Origin of the sequence: Brevundimonas sediminis (assembly GCF_048799765.1) — a bacterium.
In the GTDB taxonomy this organism is placed as follows: Bacteria; Pseudomonadota; Alphaproteobacteria; order Caulobacterales; family Caulobacteraceae; genus Brevundimonas.
This window is the reverse complement of sequence record NZ_JBLYQK010000038.1, coordinates 1-19,355: the sequence shown is the minus strand read 5'-3', so window position 1 is coordinate 19,355 and position 19,355 is coordinate 1. Positions and strand designations below refer to the sequence as shown.

30 protein-coding genes and 1 pseudogene are annotated in these 19,355 nt (G+C 67.4%); 27 read left to right on the top strand and 4 right to left on the bottom strand.

The genetic code is table 11. The features are described from left to right. Nucleotides 1-119: 119 nt before the first annotated feature. From ACLQ7T_RS14530 to ACLQ7T_RS14520, 3 genes are all read right to left on the bottom strand, one after another. On the bottom strand, nt 120-1,160 hold the full coding sequence (locus ACLQ7T_RS14530) for a L,D-transpeptidase (protein WP_420480051.1): 1,041 nt from the start codon (nt 1,158-1,160) through the stop codon (nt 120-122). Between the two features lie 87 nt (nt 1,161-1,247). After that, nucleotides 1,248-2,045: an SGNH/GDSL hydrolase family protein gene (locus ACLQ7T_RS14525; RefSeq protein WP_420480050.1), complete on the bottom strand. Its 798-nt coding sequence runs from the start codon at nt 2,043-2,045 to the stop codon at nt 1,248-1,250. Continuing rightward, nucleotides 2,042-2,209: a hypothetical protein gene (locus tag ACLQ7T_RS14520; RefSeq protein WP_420472346.1), complete on the bottom strand. Its 168-nt coding sequence runs from the start codon at nt 2,207-2,209 to the stop codon at nt 2,042-2,044. Before ACLQ7T_RS14520 ends, ACLQ7T_RS14525 begins: the two co-directional genes overlap by 4 nt. A gap of 109 nt (nt 2,210-2,318) precedes the next feature. Here ACLQ7T_RS14520 and ACLQ7T_RS14515 point away from each other — a divergent pair, with 109 nt between their 5' ends. From ACLQ7T_RS14515 to ACLQ7T_RS14505, 3 genes are all read left to right on the top strand, one after another. After that, a complete protein-coding gene (locus ACLQ7T_RS14515; RefSeq protein WP_420480049.1) occupies nt 2,319-3,515 on the top strand; it encodes a GNAT family N-acetyltransferase in 1,197 nt (398 codons plus the stop codon). A gap of 8 nt (nt 3,516-3,523) precedes the next feature. Then, entirely contained in the window at nt 3,524-4,432 is a 909-nt protein-coding gene (locus tag ACLQ7T_RS14510) for a transcriptional regulator (protein WP_420480048.1), read from the top strand. A gap of 141 nt (nt 4,433-4,573) precedes the next feature. Then, entirely contained in the window at nt 4,574-5,527 is a 954-nt protein-coding gene (locus ACLQ7T_RS14505) for a GIN domain-containing protein (protein ID WP_420480047.1), read from the top strand. Between the two features lie 146 nt (nt 5,528-5,673). Here the strand turns inward: ACLQ7T_RS14505 and ACLQ7T_RS14500 are convergent, their stop codons facing one another. Next, the gene (locus tag ACLQ7T_RS14500; RefSeq protein ID WP_420480046.1) at nt 5,674-6,447 is read right to left on the bottom strand and encodes a hypothetical protein; all 774 of its coding nucleotides are present in this window, start codon (nt 6,445-6,447) and stop codon (nt 5,674-5,676) included. A gap of 771 nt (nt 6,448-7,218) precedes the next feature. Here ACLQ7T_RS14500 and rpsJ point away from each other — a divergent pair. From rpsJ to ACLQ7T_RS14380, 24 genes and pseudogenes are all read left to right on the top strand, one after another. Next, entirely contained in the window at nt 7,219-7,524 is a 306-nt protein-coding gene (rpsJ, locus tag ACLQ7T_RS14495) for a 30S ribosomal protein S10 (RefSeq protein ID WP_003164367.1), read from the top strand. Between the two features lie 21 nt (nt 7,525-7,545). Next, on the top strand, nt 7,546-8,301 hold the full coding sequence (gene rplC / locus ACLQ7T_RS14490; RefSeq protein WP_420480045.1) for a 50S ribosomal protein L3: 756 nt from the start codon (nt 7,546-7,548) through the stop codon (nt 8,299-8,301). Continuing rightward, nucleotides 8,301-8,939 carry a 50S ribosomal protein L4 gene (rplD, locus tag ACLQ7T_RS14485; RefSeq protein WP_420472352.1) on the top strand — a complete coding sequence of 213 codons (639 nt, stop codon included), beginning with the start codon at nt 8,301-8,303 and terminating at the stop codon, nt 8,937-8,939. Before rplC ends, rplD begins: the two co-directional genes overlap by 1 nt. Further along, nucleotides 8,939-9,244 (top strand): 50S ribosomal protein L23, encoded by a 306-nt coding sequence (locus ACLQ7T_RS14480; protein ID WP_420472353.1) that lies wholly within the window; start codon nt 8,939-8,941, stop codon nt 9,242-9,244. The genes rplD and ACLQ7T_RS14480 overlap by 1 nt, the downstream gene beginning before the upstream one ends. 5 nt (nt 9,245-9,249) lie before the next feature. After that, complete coding sequence (gene rplB / locus ACLQ7T_RS14475) at nt 9,250-10,083, top strand: 50S ribosomal protein L2 (protein ID WP_141626255.1); 834 nt, start codon at nt 9,250-9,252, stop codon at nt 10,081-10,083. A gap of 3 nt (nt 10,084-10,086) precedes the next feature. After that, a complete protein-coding gene (rpsS, locus tag ACLQ7T_RS14470) occupies nt 10,087-10,365 on the top strand; it encodes a 30S ribosomal protein S19 (RefSeq protein WP_420472354.1) in 279 nt (92 codons plus the stop codon). Between the two features lie 3 nt (nt 10,366-10,368). Beyond that, nucleotides 10,369-10,749: a 50S ribosomal protein L22 gene (gene rplV, locus ACLQ7T_RS14465; protein WP_141626257.1), complete on the top strand. Its 381-nt coding sequence runs from the start codon at nt 10,369-10,371 to the stop codon at nt 10,747-10,749. Continuing rightward, entirely contained in the window at nt 10,749-11,504 is a 756-nt protein-coding gene (rpsC, locus tag ACLQ7T_RS14460) for a 30S ribosomal protein S3 (RefSeq protein WP_420472355.1), read from the top strand. Before rplV ends, rpsC begins: the two co-directional genes overlap by 1 nt. 3 nt (nt 11,505-11,507) lie before the next feature. Next, complete coding sequence (gene rplP, locus ACLQ7T_RS14455) at nt 11,508-11,948, top strand: 50S ribosomal protein L16 (RefSeq protein ID WP_292114527.1); 441 nt, start codon at nt 11,508-11,510, stop codon at nt 11,946-11,948. Continuing rightward, nucleotides 11,948-12,145, top strand: a complete 198-nt coding sequence (gene rpmC / locus ACLQ7T_RS14450; protein WP_183251176.1) for a 50S ribosomal protein L29 — start codon at nt 11,948-11,950, stop codon at nt 12,143-12,145. The genes rplP and rpmC overlap by 1 nt, the downstream gene beginning before the upstream one ends. Before the next feature lie 10 nt (nt 12,146-12,155). Next, the gene (gene rpsQ, locus ACLQ7T_RS14445) at nt 12,156-12,407 is read left to right on the top strand and encodes a 30S ribosomal protein S17 (protein WP_141626261.1); all 252 of its coding nucleotides are present in this window, start codon (nt 12,156-12,158) and stop codon (nt 12,405-12,407) included. A gap of 18 nt (nt 12,408-12,425) precedes the next feature. Then, nucleotides 12,426-12,794: a 50S ribosomal protein L14 gene (gene rplN / locus ACLQ7T_RS14440; protein WP_055832151.1), complete on the top strand. Its 369-nt coding sequence runs from the start codon at nt 12,426-12,428 to the stop codon at nt 12,792-12,794. Between the two features lie 2 nt (nt 12,795-12,796). After that, entirely contained in the window at nt 12,797-13,105 is a 309-nt protein-coding gene (gene rplX / locus ACLQ7T_RS14435) for a 50S ribosomal protein L24 (protein WP_420472356.1), read from the top strand. Next, nucleotides 13,105-13,662 carry a 50S ribosomal protein L5 gene (rplE, locus tag ACLQ7T_RS14430; RefSeq protein ID WP_420472357.1) on the top strand — a complete coding sequence of 186 codons (558 nt, stop codon included), beginning with the start codon at nt 13,105-13,107 and terminating at the stop codon, nt 13,660-13,662. The genes rplX and rplE overlap by 1 nt, the downstream gene beginning before the upstream one ends. A 19-nt stretch (nt 13,663-13,681) precedes the next feature. Then, nucleotides 13,682-13,987 (top strand): 30S ribosomal protein S14, encoded by a 306-nt coding sequence (gene rpsN / locus ACLQ7T_RS14425; protein ID WP_141626264.1) that lies wholly within the window; start codon nt 13,682-13,684, stop codon nt 13,985-13,987. Nucleotides 13,988-14,002: 15 nt separating this feature from the next. Continuing rightward, the gene (gene rpsH / locus ACLQ7T_RS14420; RefSeq protein WP_125256867.1) at nt 14,003-14,401 is read left to right on the top strand and encodes a 30S ribosomal protein S8; all 399 of its coding nucleotides are present in this window, start codon (nt 14,003-14,005) and stop codon (nt 14,399-14,401) included. Nucleotide 14,402: 1 nt separating this feature from the next. Continuing rightward, on the top strand, nt 14,403-14,936 hold the full coding sequence (gene rplF, locus ACLQ7T_RS14415; RefSeq protein WP_420480044.1) for a 50S ribosomal protein L6: 534 nt from the start codon (nt 14,403-14,405) through the stop codon (nt 14,934-14,936). A gap of 3 nt (nt 14,937-14,939) precedes the next feature. Next, on the top strand, nt 14,940-15,296 hold the full coding sequence (gene rplR / locus ACLQ7T_RS14410) for a 50S ribosomal protein L18 (protein ID WP_420472359.1): 357 nt from the start codon (nt 14,940-14,942) through the stop codon (nt 15,294-15,296). 15 nt (nt 15,297-15,311) lie between these two features. Continuing rightward, a complete protein-coding gene (gene rpsE / locus ACLQ7T_RS14405; RefSeq protein ID WP_420472360.1) occupies nt 15,312-15,923 on the top strand; it encodes a 30S ribosomal protein S5 in 612 nt (203 codons plus the stop codon). A 3-nt stretch (nt 15,924-15,926) separates the two neighbouring features. Continuing rightward, the gene (gene rpmD, locus ACLQ7T_RS14400) at nt 15,927-16,124 is read left to right on the top strand and encodes a 50S ribosomal protein L30 (RefSeq protein WP_420480043.1); all 198 of its coding nucleotides are present in this window, start codon (nt 15,927-15,929) and stop codon (nt 16,122-16,124) included. Between the two features lie 250 nt (nt 16,125-16,374). Continuing rightward, complete coding sequence (gene rplO / locus ACLQ7T_RS14395; protein ID WP_488174660.1) at nt 16,375-16,965, top strand: 50S ribosomal protein L15; 591 nt, start codon at nt 16,375-16,377, stop codon at nt 16,963-16,965. Between the two features lie 105 nt (nt 16,966-17,070). Next, nucleotides 17,071-18,459 (top strand): preprotein translocase subunit SecY, encoded by a 1,389-nt coding sequence (gene secY, locus ACLQ7T_RS14390; protein ID WP_420480042.1) that lies wholly within the window; start codon nt 17,071-17,073, stop codon nt 18,457-18,459. A 23-nt stretch (nt 18,460-18,482) separates the two neighbouring features. Continuing rightward, nucleotides 18,483-19,055: an adenylate kinase gene (locus ACLQ7T_RS14385; RefSeq protein ID WP_420480041.1), complete on the top strand. Its 573-nt coding sequence runs from the start codon at nt 18,483-18,485 to the stop codon at nt 19,053-19,055. A gap of 81 nt (nt 19,056-19,136) precedes the next feature. Then, nucleotides 19,137-19,355 (top strand): annotated as a pseudogene (locus ACLQ7T_RS14380) (hypothetical protein); the annotation flags it as partial.

Below are 19,355 nucleotides of genomic sequence, written 5' to 3'. Positions count from 1 at the left end.
GCCGCACCGTCGGCGCCGGCGTCGTCGCCAAGATCGTCGAGTAATCGACGGTCTCAACGGACTGAAATGAGAAACCCCCGCCGGATCGCTCCGGCGGGGGTTTTTCTTTTGCGCAATGATCAGACGAACCGCACCGTCACCCCCGGCTTCACCGCCGCGGCCAACTGCCAGGCGTCCCAGTTGGTCAGGCGGACGCAGCCGTGCGAGGCGGTCTTGCCGATCGCCTCGGGATCCGGCGTGCCGTGGATGCCGTAGCTGGGTTTGTTCAGGTCGATCCAGACCACGCCGACCGGGTTGTTGGCCCCGGCCGGCACCACGACACGGCGACCGCCGGGGCCGTAGCTCAGCTTGGCGGGATCGTAGACATAGTCGGGATTGCGGGCGACGCCGTTGACCCGGGCCGTGCCGGCGGGGGTCGGATTGTCGCCGCTGCCGATGGTGGCCGGATAATAGGCCAGCAGTCGTCCGTCCTCGGCGAAGGCGCGGACCGAGCCTTCGGCCTTGTCGACGATGATGTGGTCGACGTCGGCGGGCAGGGGGGCGGCCCCGATGGCGGGGACGACGATAGTCTGGCCGGAGCGGCGGAAGTCCACCCCGGGGTTGAGGGTCTGCAACAGCTCTTCCGTGATGTGGAAATGCTCGGCGATCCGCTCGCGCGCGCTGGTGTAACGGACGCCGTTGGCCGCCTGTTCGGCCAGCTCGCCCGGCGGGGGACTGAAGGGTCCGGCGACATCGGCGGCGGTCAGGGTATGGGTGGTCATCGCCGGCCGGCCGTCCGCGGCGGTCAGCCGGTCCAGAAGCTCGGCGTCAACGGCGTCGCCGCTCATGCCGTTGGCCTGACGCCAGGCGGCCGCGGCCTGCCGCAGATTGGCCCCGGCCACGCCGTCGATGACGCCGGGCGAGAAGGTCGACCGGTCAAGCAGGATCTGGAGACGGATCAGGGCCGGATCGGGCTGCACCGGGCCGGCCGCGGGCGGGGCGTCCGTCGCGGGCGGGGCGACGGGCGCGGTCAGCCGGGCCTTGTTGATCCGGTCCGCGGTCAGGGACGGCGCCCGGGCGGCCTCGACGGGATCGCCGGGCTGGTCAGGCTGACCGCAGGCGGCGAGGGCGAGGACCGTGGTCGAGGCGAGGATCAGACGAAGAGGCAGGCGGGGGGACATGCGGGCTCCGGGCCGTTTGTGGTCCAGAGCCAACCCGTCGCGGCGAAGCTTGTTCCGGGCCTGTCGTCCGAAGGCGCGCGGGGCGTCCTAGCGCAGGCGCGGCGCCAGGCCCTCGGCGGTGACCTCGGCCCAGCAGGCGTAGCCGGCGTCGTTCAGGTGAAGGTCGTCAGGGCCGACCCCACCCCGATCCAGCCCTCCCCAGTCGGCCATGGCGTCGAAGCGGCGGAGCACGGCGTACTGGCCGCGGCGGCCCTCTTCCGAAATCCGGCGCGCCATGTCGGCCAGCGCGGGGTTGCGGCCGCGGAAGGACGCGTTGGTGGTGTTCTCCGGCAGGCGCTGCGGGTCGATCAGCAGCACGTCGACGTCGGCGGCCTGGAGCACGGCCTCGCCGCGATGGAAGTCGGCGAAGACGTCGTCGAACATCCGGTCGCGCAGGACATCATTGGTGCCCAGCTGCCAGATGACCAGGTCGACGCGTCCGGCGGCGAGCTCACGTTCCAGACGGTCGGCGGTCTCCTTGGCGGTTTCGCCGCCGATGCCGCGGTTGAGGACGGTGACGTCGACGCCGGGCATCCGTCGCTCGAGGCTCAGCTCGAGCATCGGGGCGTAGCCCAGCTCGCGCCGGCTGGCGCCGATCCCTTCGATGGAAGAGGAGCCGACCGCGAGAATGGTCAGGCTGCCGGCCCGGACGGCGGCGCGGGCGCGGGTCAGGCCGCCGTTGTCGGCGACGAAGCCGGTCGACAGGGGGCAGACCTCGATGGGCTGGCCGGTGACGACGGCCGGACGCGGCGTCGGAGGGGCCTGGACCTGGGCGCGGGCCGAGACCGGCAGGGCGGTCCCGGCGGTGAGGGCGACGGCGGCGAGCATGGAGGCGGCGAACTTCAAGGATTGGGCTTTCCGGTGGCGGGATCGGTGGCCGTGTCGCCCGGATTGGAGGAGCCTTCCGATCCCGCCGGCTCCGTGGCGGGGCGGGGCGGCTGGCCGTCCTTGCCGGGGCGCAGGTCTTCGGTCTCGGTCTCGCGGTTGTCGGGGCGGGTTGCGTCAGTCATGGCAGGTCTCCGGTGGATCGGACAAGCGCAACGTGCGGTGGGGCCGACCGCTCCCCGATCACAAATCATTAAGGATGAACGCTCACCGGGCCGAAACGGGGGGCATGCCATGACAGCCTTCGCGGAGACCTGCGGAGGCGAGGAACGACGGATGACCGGGTTCAAGGTCGACATCCTGAAAACAGACCGGATGGGCGAGGCCGAATGGGGCGCGTGGCGCGCCTTCCTGGCAGCCAATCCGGCCCTGAACAGCCCCTATTTCCGCCCCAGCTTCACCCGGGTGGCCGGCCAGATCAGCCCCGACGCGGCCGTGGCCGTGTTCAGCAGGGGCGGAGAGATCGTCGGCTTCTTCCCGCACCAGAAGCGCGGTTCGGCGATCCAGCCCCTGGGCGCGCCGATGAACGACTATCACGGCGTCATCGCCCGACCGGGCGAGGGGCCGTCGCTGAGCGAGGTCGCGACCCTGCTGGGCGTCGCCCGGCTCAATGTCACCGCCTGGGTGGGGGCGACGCCGCTGGGCGAGGACCGCCGGACCGTCCAGGTGCAACTGGGGCCGGACGGCTATGACGGCTGGTACGCCGAGCGGCGAAGCACCTTCGGCAAATTCTTCAAGGACAAGGAACGCGCCCGGCGCAGCATGGAGGCCGAGCTGGGAGCCTTGCGGGTCGAGCGCGGCCTGCATGATCCCAAACTGCTGGACTGGCTGCTGGACCTGAAGCGCGACCAGTACCGGCGGACCAACCGCCACGACATCTTCGCCTGCGGCTGGACGGCAGAGCTTCTGCACGCCCTGCTGCAGACCGAGGGCGAGAACGGCTTCGGCGCCTCGATGGCCGGGCTATGGGCGGGCGACCGGCTGACGGCGATCGAATTCTCGCTGCACGCGGGCGACCAGTATCATTTCTGGTTCCCGGGCTATGAGCCCTCGCTGGCGCGTTGCTCGCCGGGGATTCTGCTGAGCATGGACACCATGCGTCTGGCGGCGGAGCTGGGCTACCGCACCTTCGACTTCGGCTTCGAGGGCGAGCACTACAAGAAATACTTCTGCAACAGCCACCATCTCGTCCGCGAGGCCATGGTGTTGAAGCCCGGCCTGGGCTCGGCCATGAGCCAGGCGGCGGTCAAGGCGCTGGATCTGGCGGGCGAGGGACGCGGGGAGCGCCTGCGCGCCAGCGTCCGCCGTCGCTGGGCGGCCATCGAAGCCTGCGAGACCACGACCGGCGACCGCGTCCGCGGCGCCGTGCAGGCGGCCGGCGCCGCCCTGGCCAAGGCCCGCGCCTCGGCCAGCCAACGCGTCCCGGCCTGAGACCCCAGATGAGCGATATCCGCACCCGCTACGCCGGTCCGATCCGTCAGGCCGAAGTCCATCCGCACAGCCTGGTCGAGCAGGGCTTCGCCAGCGATGAGGCGCTGGCGGCGGTCCTTGACCGCTATCCGGCCGAGCTGTTCGACATCAACCTGTACGACTACGACGAGGCGGGGCAGGTCTCCCTGCGGACCGGCGCGCGCGGTCGGCTGGACGGCGCGGCGCTGCTGGCGGCGATCCAGCAGGGTCGTCTGTGGGTGAACCTGCGCGAGGTCGAGACCGGCTGGCCGGAGCTGTGGGCCGCGGCCATGGCCGAGTTCGCCGGGGTGCAGGCGCGCTATCCCGGCCTGAGGGCCGTGCGGAACGCGGGCCAGTTGATCCTGTCCTCGCCCAAGGCGCGGGTGCCCTATCATTTCGACCCGGCCGGGGTGGTGCTGTTCCACCTGCGCGGCCGCAAGCGGGTCTATGTGTATCCCGGCGACGAGGGGCATCTGCCCGAGCGCAACATGGAGCAGGTGGTCGCGCGCCAGACGACCGAGGAACTGCCCTACACCCTGGCCTTCGAGCCCGACGCCCAGGTGCTGGATCTGGAGCCGGGGCAGGCCCTGACCTGGCCGATCTATGCGCCGCACCGGGTGGAGAACCTGGACCGGTTCTGCGTCAGCCTGTCGATGGACTTCCAGACCTGGCCGTCGCGCTTCCGCAACGGCGCGCTCTACACCAACGCCGTCCTGCGGAGCCGGGGCGGGGCCCCGCGCATGACCGACCGGATGGCGACGCCGGAGCTGGCGGCCCGCTGGGCGGCCTCGCTCGCCCTGAAGAGGGCCGGGGCGCTGAGAAGCCGGCTGGGGCATTTCGAACGGGATTTCGAGCCCGCGGTCGGAGCGGCCGACGGCGCCGGCGCGCTGAGACCCTGAACATCCGTACAGGTCGGCCCGCGCGGTCCCGGCGGGCGGGGGCTGCGGCGGGATTCTTACAACGGGGTCATGACCTCGTATTAAAGTGACTTCGGCCGTCGGCGGACGCACCCTTTCCTCACATCGGACAGGGAGGCCGTCTTGAAAATCGCCATCGCAACCGCCGTATCCGCCGCCGCGCTCGCCGTTCTGGCCGGGCCCGCCGCCGCCGGGGAGCCCGAGGTCGAAATCCGCAACGCCGTGGCGCGGGTGTCGGTCATCGTCGAGGATCGCGCCGACGTCGCGGTCGAGGTCCAGCGCGGACGGTCCGCGCTGCCGGCCATCCAGATTTCGCGTCACGGGGATGAGGTCCGCATCGACGGCGGCCTGGGCGGTCGTCGCTCGGGACGGCTGTTCAGCGGTCTGTCCAACCGCATTCGCGAATGCCATTCCGGCCGGGGCGACGGCCTGCCGGGCGAGGGGGCCTGGGTGCAGGTTCGCGACATCGGTCGCGTGGACCTGGCCGACGCGCCGCTGATCATCATCCGCACGCCCCGACGGGTGGATGTGAGCGCCGAGGGCGCCGTGTTCGGCGCGATCGGCCGCGGCGCCCGCAGCGTCGACCTGGCCAACGGCGGCTGCGGTCGCTGGGATGTGGCCAATGTCGACGGCGCGGTGTCGCTGAGCCTCGGCGGCTCCGGCGACATCCGGGCAGGTAACGCCCGCGAAATGGATATCGCCATCGGCGGCTCGGGTTCGGTCGCCGCGGGAGCCACAAACGCCCTGGACATCTCCATCGGCGGTTCCGGTTCGGTGCGGGCCGGGGCGACGCGCCGGCTCGAGGTCGCCATCGGCGGCTCCGGCGACGTCGCCGTCGCCCGGCTGGACGGGAATCTGGACGTCGCCATCGGCGGCTCGGGAGATGTCGACGTCCGCGGCGGCTCCGCGCCCAAGGTGGATGTCGCGGTCGCCGGTTCGGGTGATGTCCGCTTCCGCGGCACCGCGGGGGATGTGGACGTGACGGTGATGGGTAGCGGCGACGTGACCATCGACCGCGCGACCGGCTCGGTCAGCCGGCAGGTCGCCGGCGGCGGGGATGTGCATATCGGCCACTGACCGCTTCAGTGAACCGTGACGGAAAGAGCCCGGGGATGTGGAACCCCCCGGGCTCTTTTTGTTGACGCGATCCGCGGGAGACAAAAAAGGGCCCCGGCGGATCGCTCCGCCGGGGCCCTTCCTGTCAGCCTGTGGCTGTCGCCGGCTTAGAAGATGCCGGCGATGGTGCCGACGCTGGCGACGGTGCGGCCGAGATCGGCGCCCGAACGCGAACGGGTCTGCAGGTCGCCGCCGCCGAAGCTGAAGCGCAGGCCGACGGTCAGGGTGTTGATCGACAGGTCGACGTCTTCCAGCTCGCCGTAGCCGTAGTTGGCGGTGATGCTGATCGGCGAGTTCTTGATCTGATACTCACCGCCGACGTTGACCGACCAGGCGTCGATGTCCGAACCGCCGGCGTCGATGGTGCTCCAGCCCAGGCCGCCGTTCACCCGCAGGCCCGGGGTGACGAAGTAGGCGACGTCGCCGCCGACGCTCCAGGCGTCGATGTCGGTGTGGTTCGCGTTTTCGTAGGCGACCGAACCGGTCAGGGTCAGGTTGTTGATGTAGGCTTGGGTTTCGGCGCCGAAGGCCCACAGGGTGTCGTCGCCGACTTCCGAACCGCCGACGAAGCCGCCGACGCGGACGGTGTCGTTGATCATGGCGGTGCCGTGGATGGTGCCGTCGATGTTGCTGTTGTCAGCGCCGACCACGCCGTTGTTGGCGTAGGCGAAGCCGCCGTCCAGGGTCAGGGTGAACGGGCCGGCGACCGGAATGGCGGCGGTCACGTCGAGCTTGCCGTTCTCGGCGGTGTAGTCCGAACCGAAGGCGTCGTACTTGACGTTGTTGTAGCCGATGCCGACCGAACCGACGGCGTCCTGGGCGAAGGCCGGCGCGGCGGCGAAGGCGGCGACGGCGGCGGTGGCGAGGAAGAGAGCTTTCATTTTTATCGTTCCTTCGGCGGCTGCGGGGAGTCGCGCCGCCATGTCCGCCTGCTATCAGCCACCTTTTCAGCGCGGCTATTACAAAGTTGTCACAAAACAGCGGCTTGCGAGTGGTGTGGCGGAGGCGTCACGCATTGTGGCGCCCGTGCGGCGCCATTGGGCGGGGATAGCGGCGATGTCTGAAATGTCCGTCAGAAATCGCGGGATTCGGGCCCGGCGGGGTCCCGGGGGCGGGGGCGTTCCGGAGAGCACGCCGCCCGCCTGGCCAGGCCGTTGCTGCACGGAAAACGGGAGGCGGGGGGCGGGCCGACCGGCGTGGGCGACGCCGCCGATCGGACGGCGGCGGGAGCGTCGTGTATCGCCCTATATATAGAGAGGCGGTTGCGGGGCGTTTTCCGGCTCCGGCATCAGCCCGGGCGGCCGTCCATTCCATCGCGCTGTGACGCCCGGGCGGGGCGTCCCGGGGGCTCGGCGCAAATCCCCGCCCTGACACAGTTTCGCCGCTTGACGAACGGGGACTCAATCGGCATAAGCGCGCACTCTTGTTGGACCGGCTGTGCACCCCCGGGTGCAGACGCGGTTCGCAGGAACGACCTGAGTGCCTGTTCTTTGCAGCTTCTTGGGACTTTAACGGCCTTCGCGGGGTTCTGCGTGGGCCGATCGTTTTTGCGGACGTGCGTACCCTGAAGGCTTCGTATGAGGCCTAAAGGCTCCGGTCTTTGAAATGGTTCACAGGGACGCAGGTTCGCCTGCTTGGGAATAACAACCGATATGGATCAGAGCATCCGCATCAGGCTCAAGGCCTTCGATCACCGCGTCCTCGACTTTTCGACGCGCGAAATCGTCAATACGGCCAAGCGCACCGGCGCGACCGTCCGCGGTCCGATTCCGCTGCCGACCCTGATCGAAAAGTTCACCGTGAACCGCTCGCCGCACGTCGACAAGAAGTCGCGTGAGCAGTTTGAAATCCGCACGCACAAACGCGTGCTCGACATCGTCGACCCCACCCCGCAGACCGTGGACGCGCTCATGAAGCTCGACCTGTCTGCCGGTGTGGACGTCGAGATCAAGATCTAAAGAAGAAAGAGGCGGGATCCGATGCGCACGGGCGTGATCGCCAAGAAGCTGGGCATGACCCGCGTGTTCGCCGATGACGGCGCGCACGTTCCGGTCACTGTGCTGCAGCTCGACGGCTGCCAAGTCGTCGGCCAACGTACCCAGGAGCGTGACGGCTACGTCGCTCTCCAGCTGGGCGCTGGCACCAAGAAGGCCAAGAACACCAACAAGGCTCAACGCGAAGCTTTCGCGAAGCTGTCGGTGGAACCGAAGGCCTATGTGACCGAGTTCCGCGTTGACGCGGACGCCCTGGTCGAAGTCGGCGCCGAGTTCTCGGCTGACCACTTCGTCGCGGGCCAGAAGGTCGATGTCCAGGCCGAGACCATCGGTAAGGGCTTCGCCGGCGCCATGAAGCGCTGGAACTTCGGCGGCCTTCGCGCCACCCACGGTGTGTCGGTCTCGCACCGCTCGCACGGTTCGACGGGTAACCGTCAGGACCCGGGCCGTACGTTCCCCGGCAAGAAGATGGCCGGCCACCTCGGCCAGGAAGTCGTCACCACCCAGAACCTGACCGTCTTCCGCGTCGACGCGGAACGCGGCCTGATCATGATCAAGGGCGCTGTCCCCGGTCACGAAGGCACCTGGGTCAAGATCCGCGACGCCGTGAAGAAGGCCCGCCCGGCTGAAGCCCCGTTCCCCGGTGGCGTGAAGTCGTCGGCCGCCGCGGCTGCTCAACCCGCTGAGACCCCGGCTGAAGAAGCTCCGGCCGTCGAAGCGACCGAAGGCGGTGAAGCGTAATGAAACTCTCGGTCATCAAACTCGACGGCAAGGCTGCTGGCGACGTTGAGCTGTCGGACGCCGTCTTCGGCATCTCCGACATCCGCGGCGACCTGCTGGCCCGTTACGTCAACTGGCAGCTGGCCAAGCGCCGCGCCGGCACCCACAAGGTTCAAACCCGCAACGAGAACTCTCGTACGGGCAAGAAGATGTACAAGCAGAAGGGCACCGGCGGCGCCCGTCACGGTTCGCGCCGTGCGCCGCAGTTCGTCGGCGGTTCGCGCGCCTTCGGCCCGGTCGTCCGCTCGCACGCCTATGACCTGCCCAAGAAGGTCCGCGCCCTGGCCCTGCGCCACGCGCTGTCCTCGAAGGTCGTCGCCGGCAACCTGGTTGTCGTGGACAGCGTCTCGGTGAAGGAAGCCAAGACCGCCGCCCTGCGCGAAACCTTCGGCAAGCTGGGCTGGACCAAGACCCTGATCATCGCTGGTCCGGAAGTCGACACGAACTTCGGTCTGGCCGCTCGCAACATCCCGCACATCGACGTGCTGCCGAACGCCGGCCTGAACGTCTATGACATCCTGCGGGCCGACAAGCTGGTGCTGACGAAGGCTGCTGTTGAAGCCATCGAAGCCCGCTTCGCGAAGAAGGAGGCCGCGTAATGGCCGGCGCTCAACCGACCGCGCGTCACTACGACACCATCCTGGCTCCGGTGATCACCGAGAAGGCCACGATCCTGTCGGAACAGAACAAGGTCGTTTTCCGCGTTGCGGACAACGCCTCGAAGGACGAGATCGCCGCTGCGGTCGAAGCCCTGTTCAAGGTCAACGTGCTGAAGGTCAACACCCTCGTCCAGAAGGGCAAGACCAAGCGTTTCCGCGGCATTCAAGGCCGTCGGGTCGATATCAAAAAAGCGATCGTGACGCTGGCTGAAGGCCAGTCGATCGACGTCACCACGGGGCTCTGATCCAGATGGCTCTGAAGACCTACAATCCGACCTCGCCGGGCCGTCGCGCCCTGGTGCTGATCGACCGCTCGGAGCTCCACAAGGGCCGTCCCGAGAAGTCGCTGACCGAAGGCCTGACCAAGTCGGGCGGCCGTGGTCAGGGCGGTCGCATCGCTGTCCGCTTCCGCGGCGGCGGCGCCAAGACCCTGTACCGCAAGATCGACTTCAAGCGTCGCAAGTTCGCCTCGGCGACCGTCGAACGCCTGGAATACGATCCGAACCGGACCGCCTTCATCGCCCTCATCACCTATGAGGACGGCGAAAAGGCCTACATCATCGCGCCGCAACGCCTGAAGGCGGGCGACACGGTGGTCGCCGGCGAAAAGGTCGACGTGAAGCCGGGCAACGCGATGCCGCTGCGCTCGATCCCCGTCGGCACGATCATCCACAACGTCGAGATGAAGCCGGGCAAGGGCGCCCAGCTGGCCCGTTCGGCCGGCGCCTACGCCCAGCTGGTCGGCCGCGATCAGGGCTACGCCCAGATCCGCCTCGGCTCGGGTGAGCTGCGCATGGTTCTGGACGGCTGCATGGCCACGGTGGGCGCGGTGTCGAACCCCGACCACATGAACCAGAACCTCGGCAAGGCCGGTCGCAAGCGTCACATGGGCTTCCGCCCGCACGTCCGCGGCGTCGCCATGAACCCGATCGACCACCCGCACGGTGGTGGTGAAGGCCGGACCTCCGGTGGTCGTACCCCCGTCACGCCGTGGGGTAAGGACACCAAGGGCACCCGCACCCGCAAGAACAAGGCTACGGACAAGTACATCATCCGTACCCGCCACGTTAAGAAGGCTCGCTAACCGATGGCCCGCTCCTCCTGGAAAGGCCCGTTTGTCGACGGGTATCTGCTCAAGAAGGCCGACGCCGCTCAATCGTCGGGCCGCAAGGACGTGATCAAGACCTGGTCGCGTCGCTCCACCATCCTGCCGCAGTTCGTCGGTCTGACGTTCGGCGTCCACAACGGCCAGAAGCACGTGCCGGTGATCGTCTCGGAAGAGATGGTCGGCATGAAGTTCGGCGAGTTCGCCCCGACCCGGAACTTCCCGGGTCACGCGGCGGACAAGAAGGCCAAGAGGAAGTAATCCATGGCCCAGACCAAGAACCCCCGCCGGGTCGGCTCGACCGAAGCCCGCGCCAAGCTGGTGAACGTCCGGATCAGCCCGCAAAAGCTGAACCTGGTCGCCGCCTCGATCCGCGGCCTGCCGGTGCAGAAGGCGCTCAACGAGCTGGAATTCAGCCGTAAGCGCATCGCCACCGACGTCCGCAAGGTCCTGTATTCGGCGATCTCGAACGCCGAGAACAACCACAACCTCGACATCGACAACCTGGTCGTCGCCGAGGCCTTCGTGGGCAAGAACCTGGTGATGAAGCGTTTCGCGAGCCGTGCTCGTGGTCGCTCGTCGCGCATCCTGAAACCGTTCAGCGAGATCACCATCGTGGTCCGTGAAGCCGGCGAGGCCGCCTGATGGGTCAGAAAATCAATCCGATCGGTTTCCGCCTCGGCGTGAACCGCACGTGGGACAGCCGCTGGTTCGCCGACGGCGCCTCCTACGCCCGCCTGCTGCACCAGGACCTGAAGCTGCGCGAGTGGCTGAAGGAACGCCTGTCGGCCGCCGGCGTGTCGCGCATCATCATCGAGCGCCCGCACAAGAAGTGCCGTGTGACGATCTACGCCGCCCGTCCGGGTGTCGTGATCGGCAAGAAGGGCGCCGACATCGAGAAGCTCCGCAAGGACATCTCGGCCCGCACTGAAGGCGAAGTTCACCTGAACATCGTCGAAGTCCGCAAGCCGGAAACCGACGCCCAGCTGATCGCTGAAAACATCGCGCAACAGCTGGAACGCCGTATTGCCTTCCGTCGCGCCATGAAGCGCGCGATGCAGTCGGCCATGCGTCTGGGCGCCAAGGGTGTCCGGATCAACGTTTCGGGTCGCCTCGGCGGCGCTGAAATCGCCCGTATGGAATGGTACCGCGAAGGTCGCGTGCCGCTTCACACCCTGCGCGCCGACATCGACTATGGCTTCATCGAAGCCAAGACGACCTACGGCATCATCGGCGTGAAGGTCTGGGTCTTCAAGGGTGAGGTGCTCGAGCACGACCCGATGGCCCAGGACAAGCGTTGGGCCCAGGAAGCCTCGGGTCCGTCGTCGAACGAAGGCCGTGAACGTGGCCCCCGCGGTGACCGCGGCCCGCGTCGCGACCGCGGACGTGGTGAGAACTAAGTCATGCTGCAACCGAAAAAGACCAAATACCGCAAGGCCTTCAAGGGCCGGATCCACGGTTCGGCCAAGGGCGGCTTCTCGCTGAACTTCGGCTCGTACGGCCTGAAGACGGTCGAGCCGGAACGCATCACCGCGCGTCAGATCGAGGCGGCCCGCCGCGCGATCACCCGCCAGATGAAGCGTCAGGGCCGCGTCTGGATCCGCGTCTTCCCGGACCTGCCCGTCACGGGCAAGCCGGCTGAAGTCCGGATGGGCAAGGGCAAGGGCGCCGTGGACCACTGGGCCGCGCGCTGCCACCCGGGCCGTATCCTGTTCGAAATCGACGGCGTGCCGGACGACATCGCTCGCGAAGCGCTGCGCCTCGGCGCCGCCAAGCTGCCGGTCCGCACCAAGGTGGTCACCCGCCTCGACGCCGGCATCGCTCATACGGAGGCCGCTGCCTGATGACCAAGATCGCCGATCTCCGGTCGCAAACCGCCGACCAGCTGTCCGACGAGCTGCTGAAGCTCAAGAAGGAACAGTTCAACCTGCGCTTCCAGGCCGCCACCGGCCAGATGGAAAAGACCCACCGGGTCTCGGAAGTGCGCAAGGACATCGCCCGCATCTCCACGCTTCTGCGTGAGAAGCGCGTGAACGCGTAAGGAAACGAAGATGCCCAAGCGAATTCTCGAAGGCGTGGTCGTCTCCGACAAGGGTGACAAGACCGTCATCGTCAAGGTCGAGCGCACCCTGCTGCACCCGGTCCTGAAGAAGACCGTGCGTCTGTCCAAGAAGTACCACGCTCACGACGAAGCGAACGCCCTCAAGGTCGGTGACCTGGCCCGCATCGTCGAGTGCGCCCCGAAGTCCAAGCTGAAGCGCTGGGAAGTCCTGTCGGACGCCTCGGCCGCCTCGGCCTCGTAAGAAGAAGGATCGGATCCCATGATCCAGATGCAAACTAACCTGGAGGTGGCCGATAACTCGGGCGCTCGCCGGGTCATGTGCATCAAGGTGCTCGGCGGCTCCAAGCGCCGTTACGCCTCGGTGGGCGACACCATTGTCGCCTCGGTGAAGGAAGCGATTCCGCGCGGCCGCGTGAAGAAGGGCGACGTCGTTCGCGCCATCGTCGTGCGCACCGCGAAGGACATCATGCGCAAGGACGGCTCTGTCATCCGTTTCGACAAGTCGGCCGCCGTCATCGTCAACAAGCAGAACGAGCCTGTCGGCACCCGTATCTTCGGGCCGGTTCCGCGCGAGCTGCGCGCCAAGAACCACATGAAGATCATCTCGCTGGCTCCGGAGGTCCTGTAACCATGGCCGCCAAGATCAAGAAGGGCGACAACGTCGTCATCCTGACCGGCAAGGACAAGGGCCGTACCGGCCAGGTCCTGAAGGTCCTTCCGACCGAGAACCGCGTCGTCGTGCAGGGCATCAACATGGTGCAGCGCCACACGCGTCCGACCCAGGGCGACCCCCAGGGCGGCATCAAGAACAAGGAAGCCTCGCTTCACCTGTCGAACGTCGCGATCGCCGACGCCAACGGCAAGGCGACCCGCGTCGGCTTCAAGGTTGAGGGGGACAAGAAGGTCCGCTTCGCCAAGACGACGGGAGACGTCATCTGATGGCTGACACCACCTACACTCCGCGCCTCAAGACCGAGTACACGGATCGCATCCGTGCGGCGATGAAGGCCAAGTTCGGCTACACGAACGAAATGCAGGTGCCCAAGCTGGACAAGATCGTCCTGAACATGGGTATCGGTGAAGCCGTCGCCGACTCCAAGAAGGCCACCGCGGCCCTCAAGGATCTGACCGCTATCGCCGGCCAGAAGGCCGTTCCGACCAAGGCCCGTAACTCGATCGCCGGCTTCAAGCTGCGTGAAGGCATGGTCGTTGGCGGCAAGGTCACGCTGCGCGGCGCCCAGATGTACGAGTTCCTGGATCGCTTCATCACGATCGCGCTGCCGCGCGTGAAGGACTTCCGGGGCCTGAAGGGCACCTCGTTTGACGGTCGCGGCAACTACGCCACCGGTCTGAAGGAACACATCGTGTTCCCGGAGATCAACTACGACCAGATCGACCAGATGTGGGGCATGGACATCATCGTCTGCACCACGGCCAAGACCGATGAGGAAGCCAAGGCTCTCCTCACCGAGTTCAAGTTCCCGTTCGTGAACTGAGCGGGAAGGGAAGAGCACAATGGCAAAGAAGTCCGCTGTAAACCGTAACGAGAAGGTCAAGGCCCTCGTCGCGAAGTACGCCGACAAGCGCGCCGCCCTGAAGGCGACCGCGAATGACGAGTCCCTGCCGCTGGAGGAGCGCTTCGAAGCGCGCCTGAAGCTGGCGGAACTGCCGCGCAACTCGGCGCCGAACCGCATCCGCAACCGCTGCGAGGTGACGGGTCGTCCGCGCGCCTACTATCGCAAGCTGAAGATGAGCCGGATCGCCCTGCGTGAGCTGGGCAACCTGGGTCAGATCCCCGGCCTGACGAAGTCGAGCTGGTAAGGGGAGCATAAAGTCATGATGATCAACGATCCCCTGAGCGACATGATCGCCCGCATCAAGAACGCTGCGACCCGCAAGCGTTCGAAGGTGCTGACCCCGGCCTCGCGCCTGCGCCAGCGCGTCCTCGACGTGCTGCAGGACGAAGGCTACATCCGCGGCTACAGCCTGGTTCAGAACCCGGGCGAGTTCCCGCAGTTCGAGATCGAGCTGAAGTACTTCGACGGCCAGCCGGTGATCGCCGAGATCGCCCGCGTGTCGAAGCCCGGCCGTCGCGTCTACTCGGCCATCAGCGACCTGAAGCCGATCAAGAACGGCCTCGGCATCTCGATCCTTTCGACGTCCAAGGGCGTCATGTCGGACGCTGCCGCCCGCGACGCGAACGTCGGCGGCGAAGTCCTCTGCAGGGTCTACTAAGATGTCCCGTATCGGCAAGAAAACCATCGCAGTGCCGAAGGGCGTGACTGTCACGCTCGACGGCCAGAACGTCACCGTGAAGGGTCCGAAGGGCGAACGCTCCTGGACCGTCGCGGAAGAGATCGAAGTCAAGCAGGAAGGCGATGAACTGTCGCTGACCCCGCGTTCGGACACCCAGCGCGCCCGCGCGATGTGGGGCCTGTCGCGGACCCTGGTCGACAACATGGTCACCGGCGTCACCACCGGCTTCGAAAAGTCGCTGGAGCTGGTCGGCGTGGGTTACCGCGCCGCCATGAAGGGCAACCAGCTGTCGCTGCAGCTCGGCTTCTCGCATGACGTCGACATCGATCCGCCGGCCGGCGTGACCTTCGCTGTTCCGAAGCAGACCGAGATCAAGATCTCGGGCCCGGACAAGCAGGCCGTCGGTCAGGTCGCCGCGGTCATCCGCAAGCTGCGTCCGCCGGAGCCCTACAAGGGCAAGGGTGTCCGCTACGCCGGCGAGACCGTACGTCGCAAGGAAGGCAAGAAGAAGTAAGTCATGGCTCTTTCTCTTCAACAGCAAGCCAAGCGCCGCGCCGAACGCAACCGTCGCCGCCTCAAGGCTGTCGCCAACGGTCGTCTGCGCCTGTCGGTCTACCGTTCGGACAAGAACATCTCGGCCCAGATCATCGACGACGCCCAGGGCGTCACGGTGGCCGCCGCCTCGTCGCTGGAAGGCGGCAAGGGCAAGCGGGGCTCGGACGTCGCCGCCGCCGCTGCGATCGGCAAGCTGATCGCGGAACGCGCTATCGAGAAGGGCGTCAAGGACGTCGTCTTCGACCGCGGCGGTTACATCTATCACGGCCGGGTCAAGGCGCTGGCGGAAGCCGCGCGTGAAGCCGGTCTGAACTTCTAAGGGAACGGCACAGACATGGCTCGTGAACCCCAACGCGGCGGTCAAGGCGGCAACGACCGCAACCGTCGTGACAACCGTAACGCCCCCGCTGTCGACGGTCCGGAATCGGACATCATCGAGAAGCTGGTGCACATCAACCGCGTCGCCGCCACCGTGAAGGGCGGCCGTCGCTTCAGCTTCGCCGCCCTGATGGTCGTCGGTGACGGCAAGGGCCGCGTCGGCTTCGGTCACGGCAAGGCGCGTGAAGTGCCGGAAGCCATCCGCAAGGCGACCGAAGAAGCCAAGAAGACCATGATCAAGGTTCCGCTGCGCGAGAACCGCACCCTGCACCACGACGGCAACGGCCGTTGGGGCGCCGGCAAGATCATGATGCGCGCTGCCCCTCCCGGGACCGGCGTGATCGCGGGTGGTCCGATGCGTGCGGTCCTCGAAACCCTCGGCGTCCAGGACGTCGTCGGCAAGTCGACCGGTTCGTCGAACCCCTACAACATGATCCGTGCGACGTTCGAGGCTCTCAAGGTCCAGTCGTCGCCGCGTCAGGTCGCTTCGAAGCGTGGCAAGAAGGTCGCTGACCTGATGGGCCGCCGCAACGACGGCGCCTCGGCGCCCGAAGCCATCGAGGGCTAAGACATGGCCAAGACTGAATCGAAAGCCACCGTCACCATCCGCCAGACGGCCTCGCCGATCCGCCGCAAGGCTGACCAGCGCGCCACCCTGATCGGCCTGGGCCTGAACCGCGTGGGTCGTCAATCGACCCTCGAGGACACCCCGTCCGTCCGCGGCATGATCGCCAAGGTCCACCACATGGTGGAAGTGGTCGAGAAGTAAGACTGCAGGTCTCCCTCCCTTTTGGGGGAGGGCGGATCGCCGCAAGGCGGTCCCGCAAGAGGCGGCTCCGCAAGAGCCGCCTTTACTGCTATCGGGGGAGCCGCTATAGCGCGCGACCTTGAGGTTTGGGGGAGGGCGGTTCGTCATCCCCTGCCGGCTGCGTCGCAGCCATCCTCCCTGACCGGGGAGGGACATTGAAAACGCCGAGTCCGGATCGCTCCGGGCGCTAGAACCCGAAAGGATGAGGCACATGAAACTGAACGAAATCCGCGACAACGAAGGCGCCCACAAGAAGCGCATGCGCGTCGGCCGTGGCCCGGGCTCGGGCAAGGGCAAGACCGCCGGTCGCGGCGTCAAGGGCCAGAAGTCCCGTTCGGGCGTCGCCATCGGCGGCTTCGAAGGCGGCCAGATGCCGCTGTACATGCGTATGCCGAAGCGCGGCTTCAACAACCCGAACGCGCTGAAGCTGGCTGAAGTGAACCTGTGGCGCCTGCAGGACGCCATCGACGCCAAGAAGCTGGACGTGAAGTCGGAAATCAACGGCGAGGCCCTGGTGGCCGCCGGCGTCATCCGTCGCGTCAAGGACGGCGTCCGTCTGCTGGGCACCGGCGAGATCAAGGGCAAGCTGAACCTGGTCGTCTGGTCGGCCTCGGCCGGCGCCAAGGCGGCCATCGAAGCCGCCGGCGGTTCGGTCGTCGAGCAGCGCATCGAAGCGGAAGCCAAGGCCGCGGCCCGCGTCGAGAAGCGCAACGCCGCCAAGGGCAAGGCTCCGGCCCCCAAGGCGCCGAAGGGCGACGCCAACAAGGTCTCGGCCCGCGCCAAGCGCACGGCCGCGAAGTAAAAAGACGGACGGGCGCCCTCGCCATGAGGGCGCCCTTCTCCTATCTGGACGCAGGCGCGGACTCGTCGTCCGATGCGCCGCGTTCTGATCAGTCGGGGTGACACCATGGCTTCGGCCGCCGAACAACTTGCTGCAAACATGAACATGGGCTCGTTCGCCAAGGCGACCGAGCTTCACAAGCGTCTGCTCTTCACGGTGCTGGCGCTGATCGTGTTCCGTCTCGGCTGCTACATTCCGATCCCCGGCGTGAACAACGAGCAGTTCCTGGCCTTCTTCCAGGACCCGGACGGCCAGCGCGGCATCCTCGACATGCTGAACATGTTCTCCGGCGGTGCCGTGCAGAACATGGCCGTCTTCGCGCTGAACGTGATGCCCTACATCTCGGCGTCGATCATCGTGCAGCTGCTGGGCGCGGTGTATCCGCCCTGGGAAAAGCTCCGCAAGGAAGGCGGCGAAAGCGGCCGCAAGCAGCTGAACCAGTACACCCGCTATCTGACGGTCGTGCTGGCGGTGGCCCAGGCCTTCGGCATCGCCACCTCGCTGAACAGCCAGCCGGGCCTGATCGATGAACCGGGCCTGTTCTTCATCATCACCACCACCACCTGCCTGACCGCCGGGACCATGTTCCTGATGTGGCTGGGCGAGCAGGTGACCGCGCGCGGCGTCGGCAACGGCATCTCGCTGATCATCTTCGCCGGTATCGTCGCGGTCCTGCCGGGCACCCTGGGCCGCATGTTCGGCCTGGCCCAGCAAGGTCAGATGTCGGCCTTCGCCCTGATCGCCATCGTCGCCCTGGCCGTGGCCGTGGTCGTCTTCATCGTCTTCATGGAGCGCGCCCAGCGCCGGCTGCTGATCCAGTATCCGAAGCGCCAGGAAGGCAACCGCATGGCGGGCGGCGAGCGCTCGTTCCTGCCGCTGAAGGTCAACACCGCCGGCGTGATCCCGCCGATCTTCGCGTCGTCGCTGCTGATGCTGCCGACCACCGTGGCCCAGTTCGTCGACCAGGCGAACCTGCCGGCCTGGCTGAGCTGGCTGCCGGCCTTCACGGCCCAGATGCAGCACGGCCAGCCGGTGTTCACCGTCCTGTACGCCGTCCTGATCATCTTCTTCTGCTTCTTCTACACCTCGATCACCTTCAATCCCGAGGACACGGCCGAGAACCTGCGCAAGTACGGCGGCTTCCTGCCGGGCATCCGCCCGGGCAAGCGGACGGCCGAGTATCTGGACTACGTCCTGACCCGCCTGACCGTGATCGGCGCCGCCTATATCACCGCCGTCTGCATCCTGCCGGAGATCATGGTCGCCAACCTGGGCCAGAGCTTCTACTTCGGCGGCACCTCCGTCCTGATCGTGGTCTCGGTGACCATGGACACCGTGGCGCAGATCCAGTCGCACCTGCTGGCGCACCAGTACGAAGGCCTGATCAAGAAGGCCAAGCTGCGCGGCCGCGGCGGCGCCAAGGGCAAGGGCGTGACCGCGCCCGCCCGTCGCTAAGACTGATCCCGAAGGGGGAAGCGATGAACCTGATCCTGTTCGGCCCGCCGGCCGCCGGAAAGGGCACCCAGGCCAAGCGTCTGGTCGAGACCCGCGGCATGGTCCAGCTGTCGACCGGCGACATGCTGCGCGCCGCGATCGCCTCGGGCTCGGAGCTGGGCCTGAAGGTCAAGGACGTGCTGGCGCGCGGCGACCTCGTCACCGACGAGATCGTCATCGCCCTGATCGAGGACCGTCTGTCGGAGGCCGAAGCCGCCGGCGGCGCCATCTTCGACGGCTTCCCGCGCACCGTGGCCCAGGCCGAGGCGCTGGACGCCATGCTGGCCAAGCGCGGCGCCCGCATCGACGCCGTGGTGCGTCTGAAGGTCGACGACGCCGCCCTGACCGAGCGCATCGCCAAGCGGTTCGCCGAACAGGGCCGTCCGGACGACAATCCCGAGACCTTCAAGGACCGCCTGGCCGTCTACAACAAGCAGACCGCCCCGCTGCTGCCCTACTACGAAGGGCAGGGCAAGCTGACCGAGATCGACGGCATGGGCTCGATCGAGGCGGTCACCGCCGGTCTGGACGCCGCCCTGAACGGCGCGGCCGCCTGAGCCTGACCTCCCGCCTGCCTTCGCGGGCGGGACCCTTCTGCCGACAGCCCGCGTTCATGTCCGGTGTGGCAGGAAGCGCGTGTGAGCACGGACCCCCGGACCCGGAACCGCCGGCGGCGTAACGCCGGCCTCGCCCTCGGCATCGTCGGGGCGCATCTGGCTGTGTTCGCGGTCATCAGCCGGGACGGCCCGGACGGCCCCGCGATCCTGCCCCAGCCGGTGCTGGAGGTGCTGCTGGTCGATCCCCCCGCGCCGCCGCCCCCGCCGCCGCCGCCGGAGCCCTCGCCCGAGGCGTGGGGC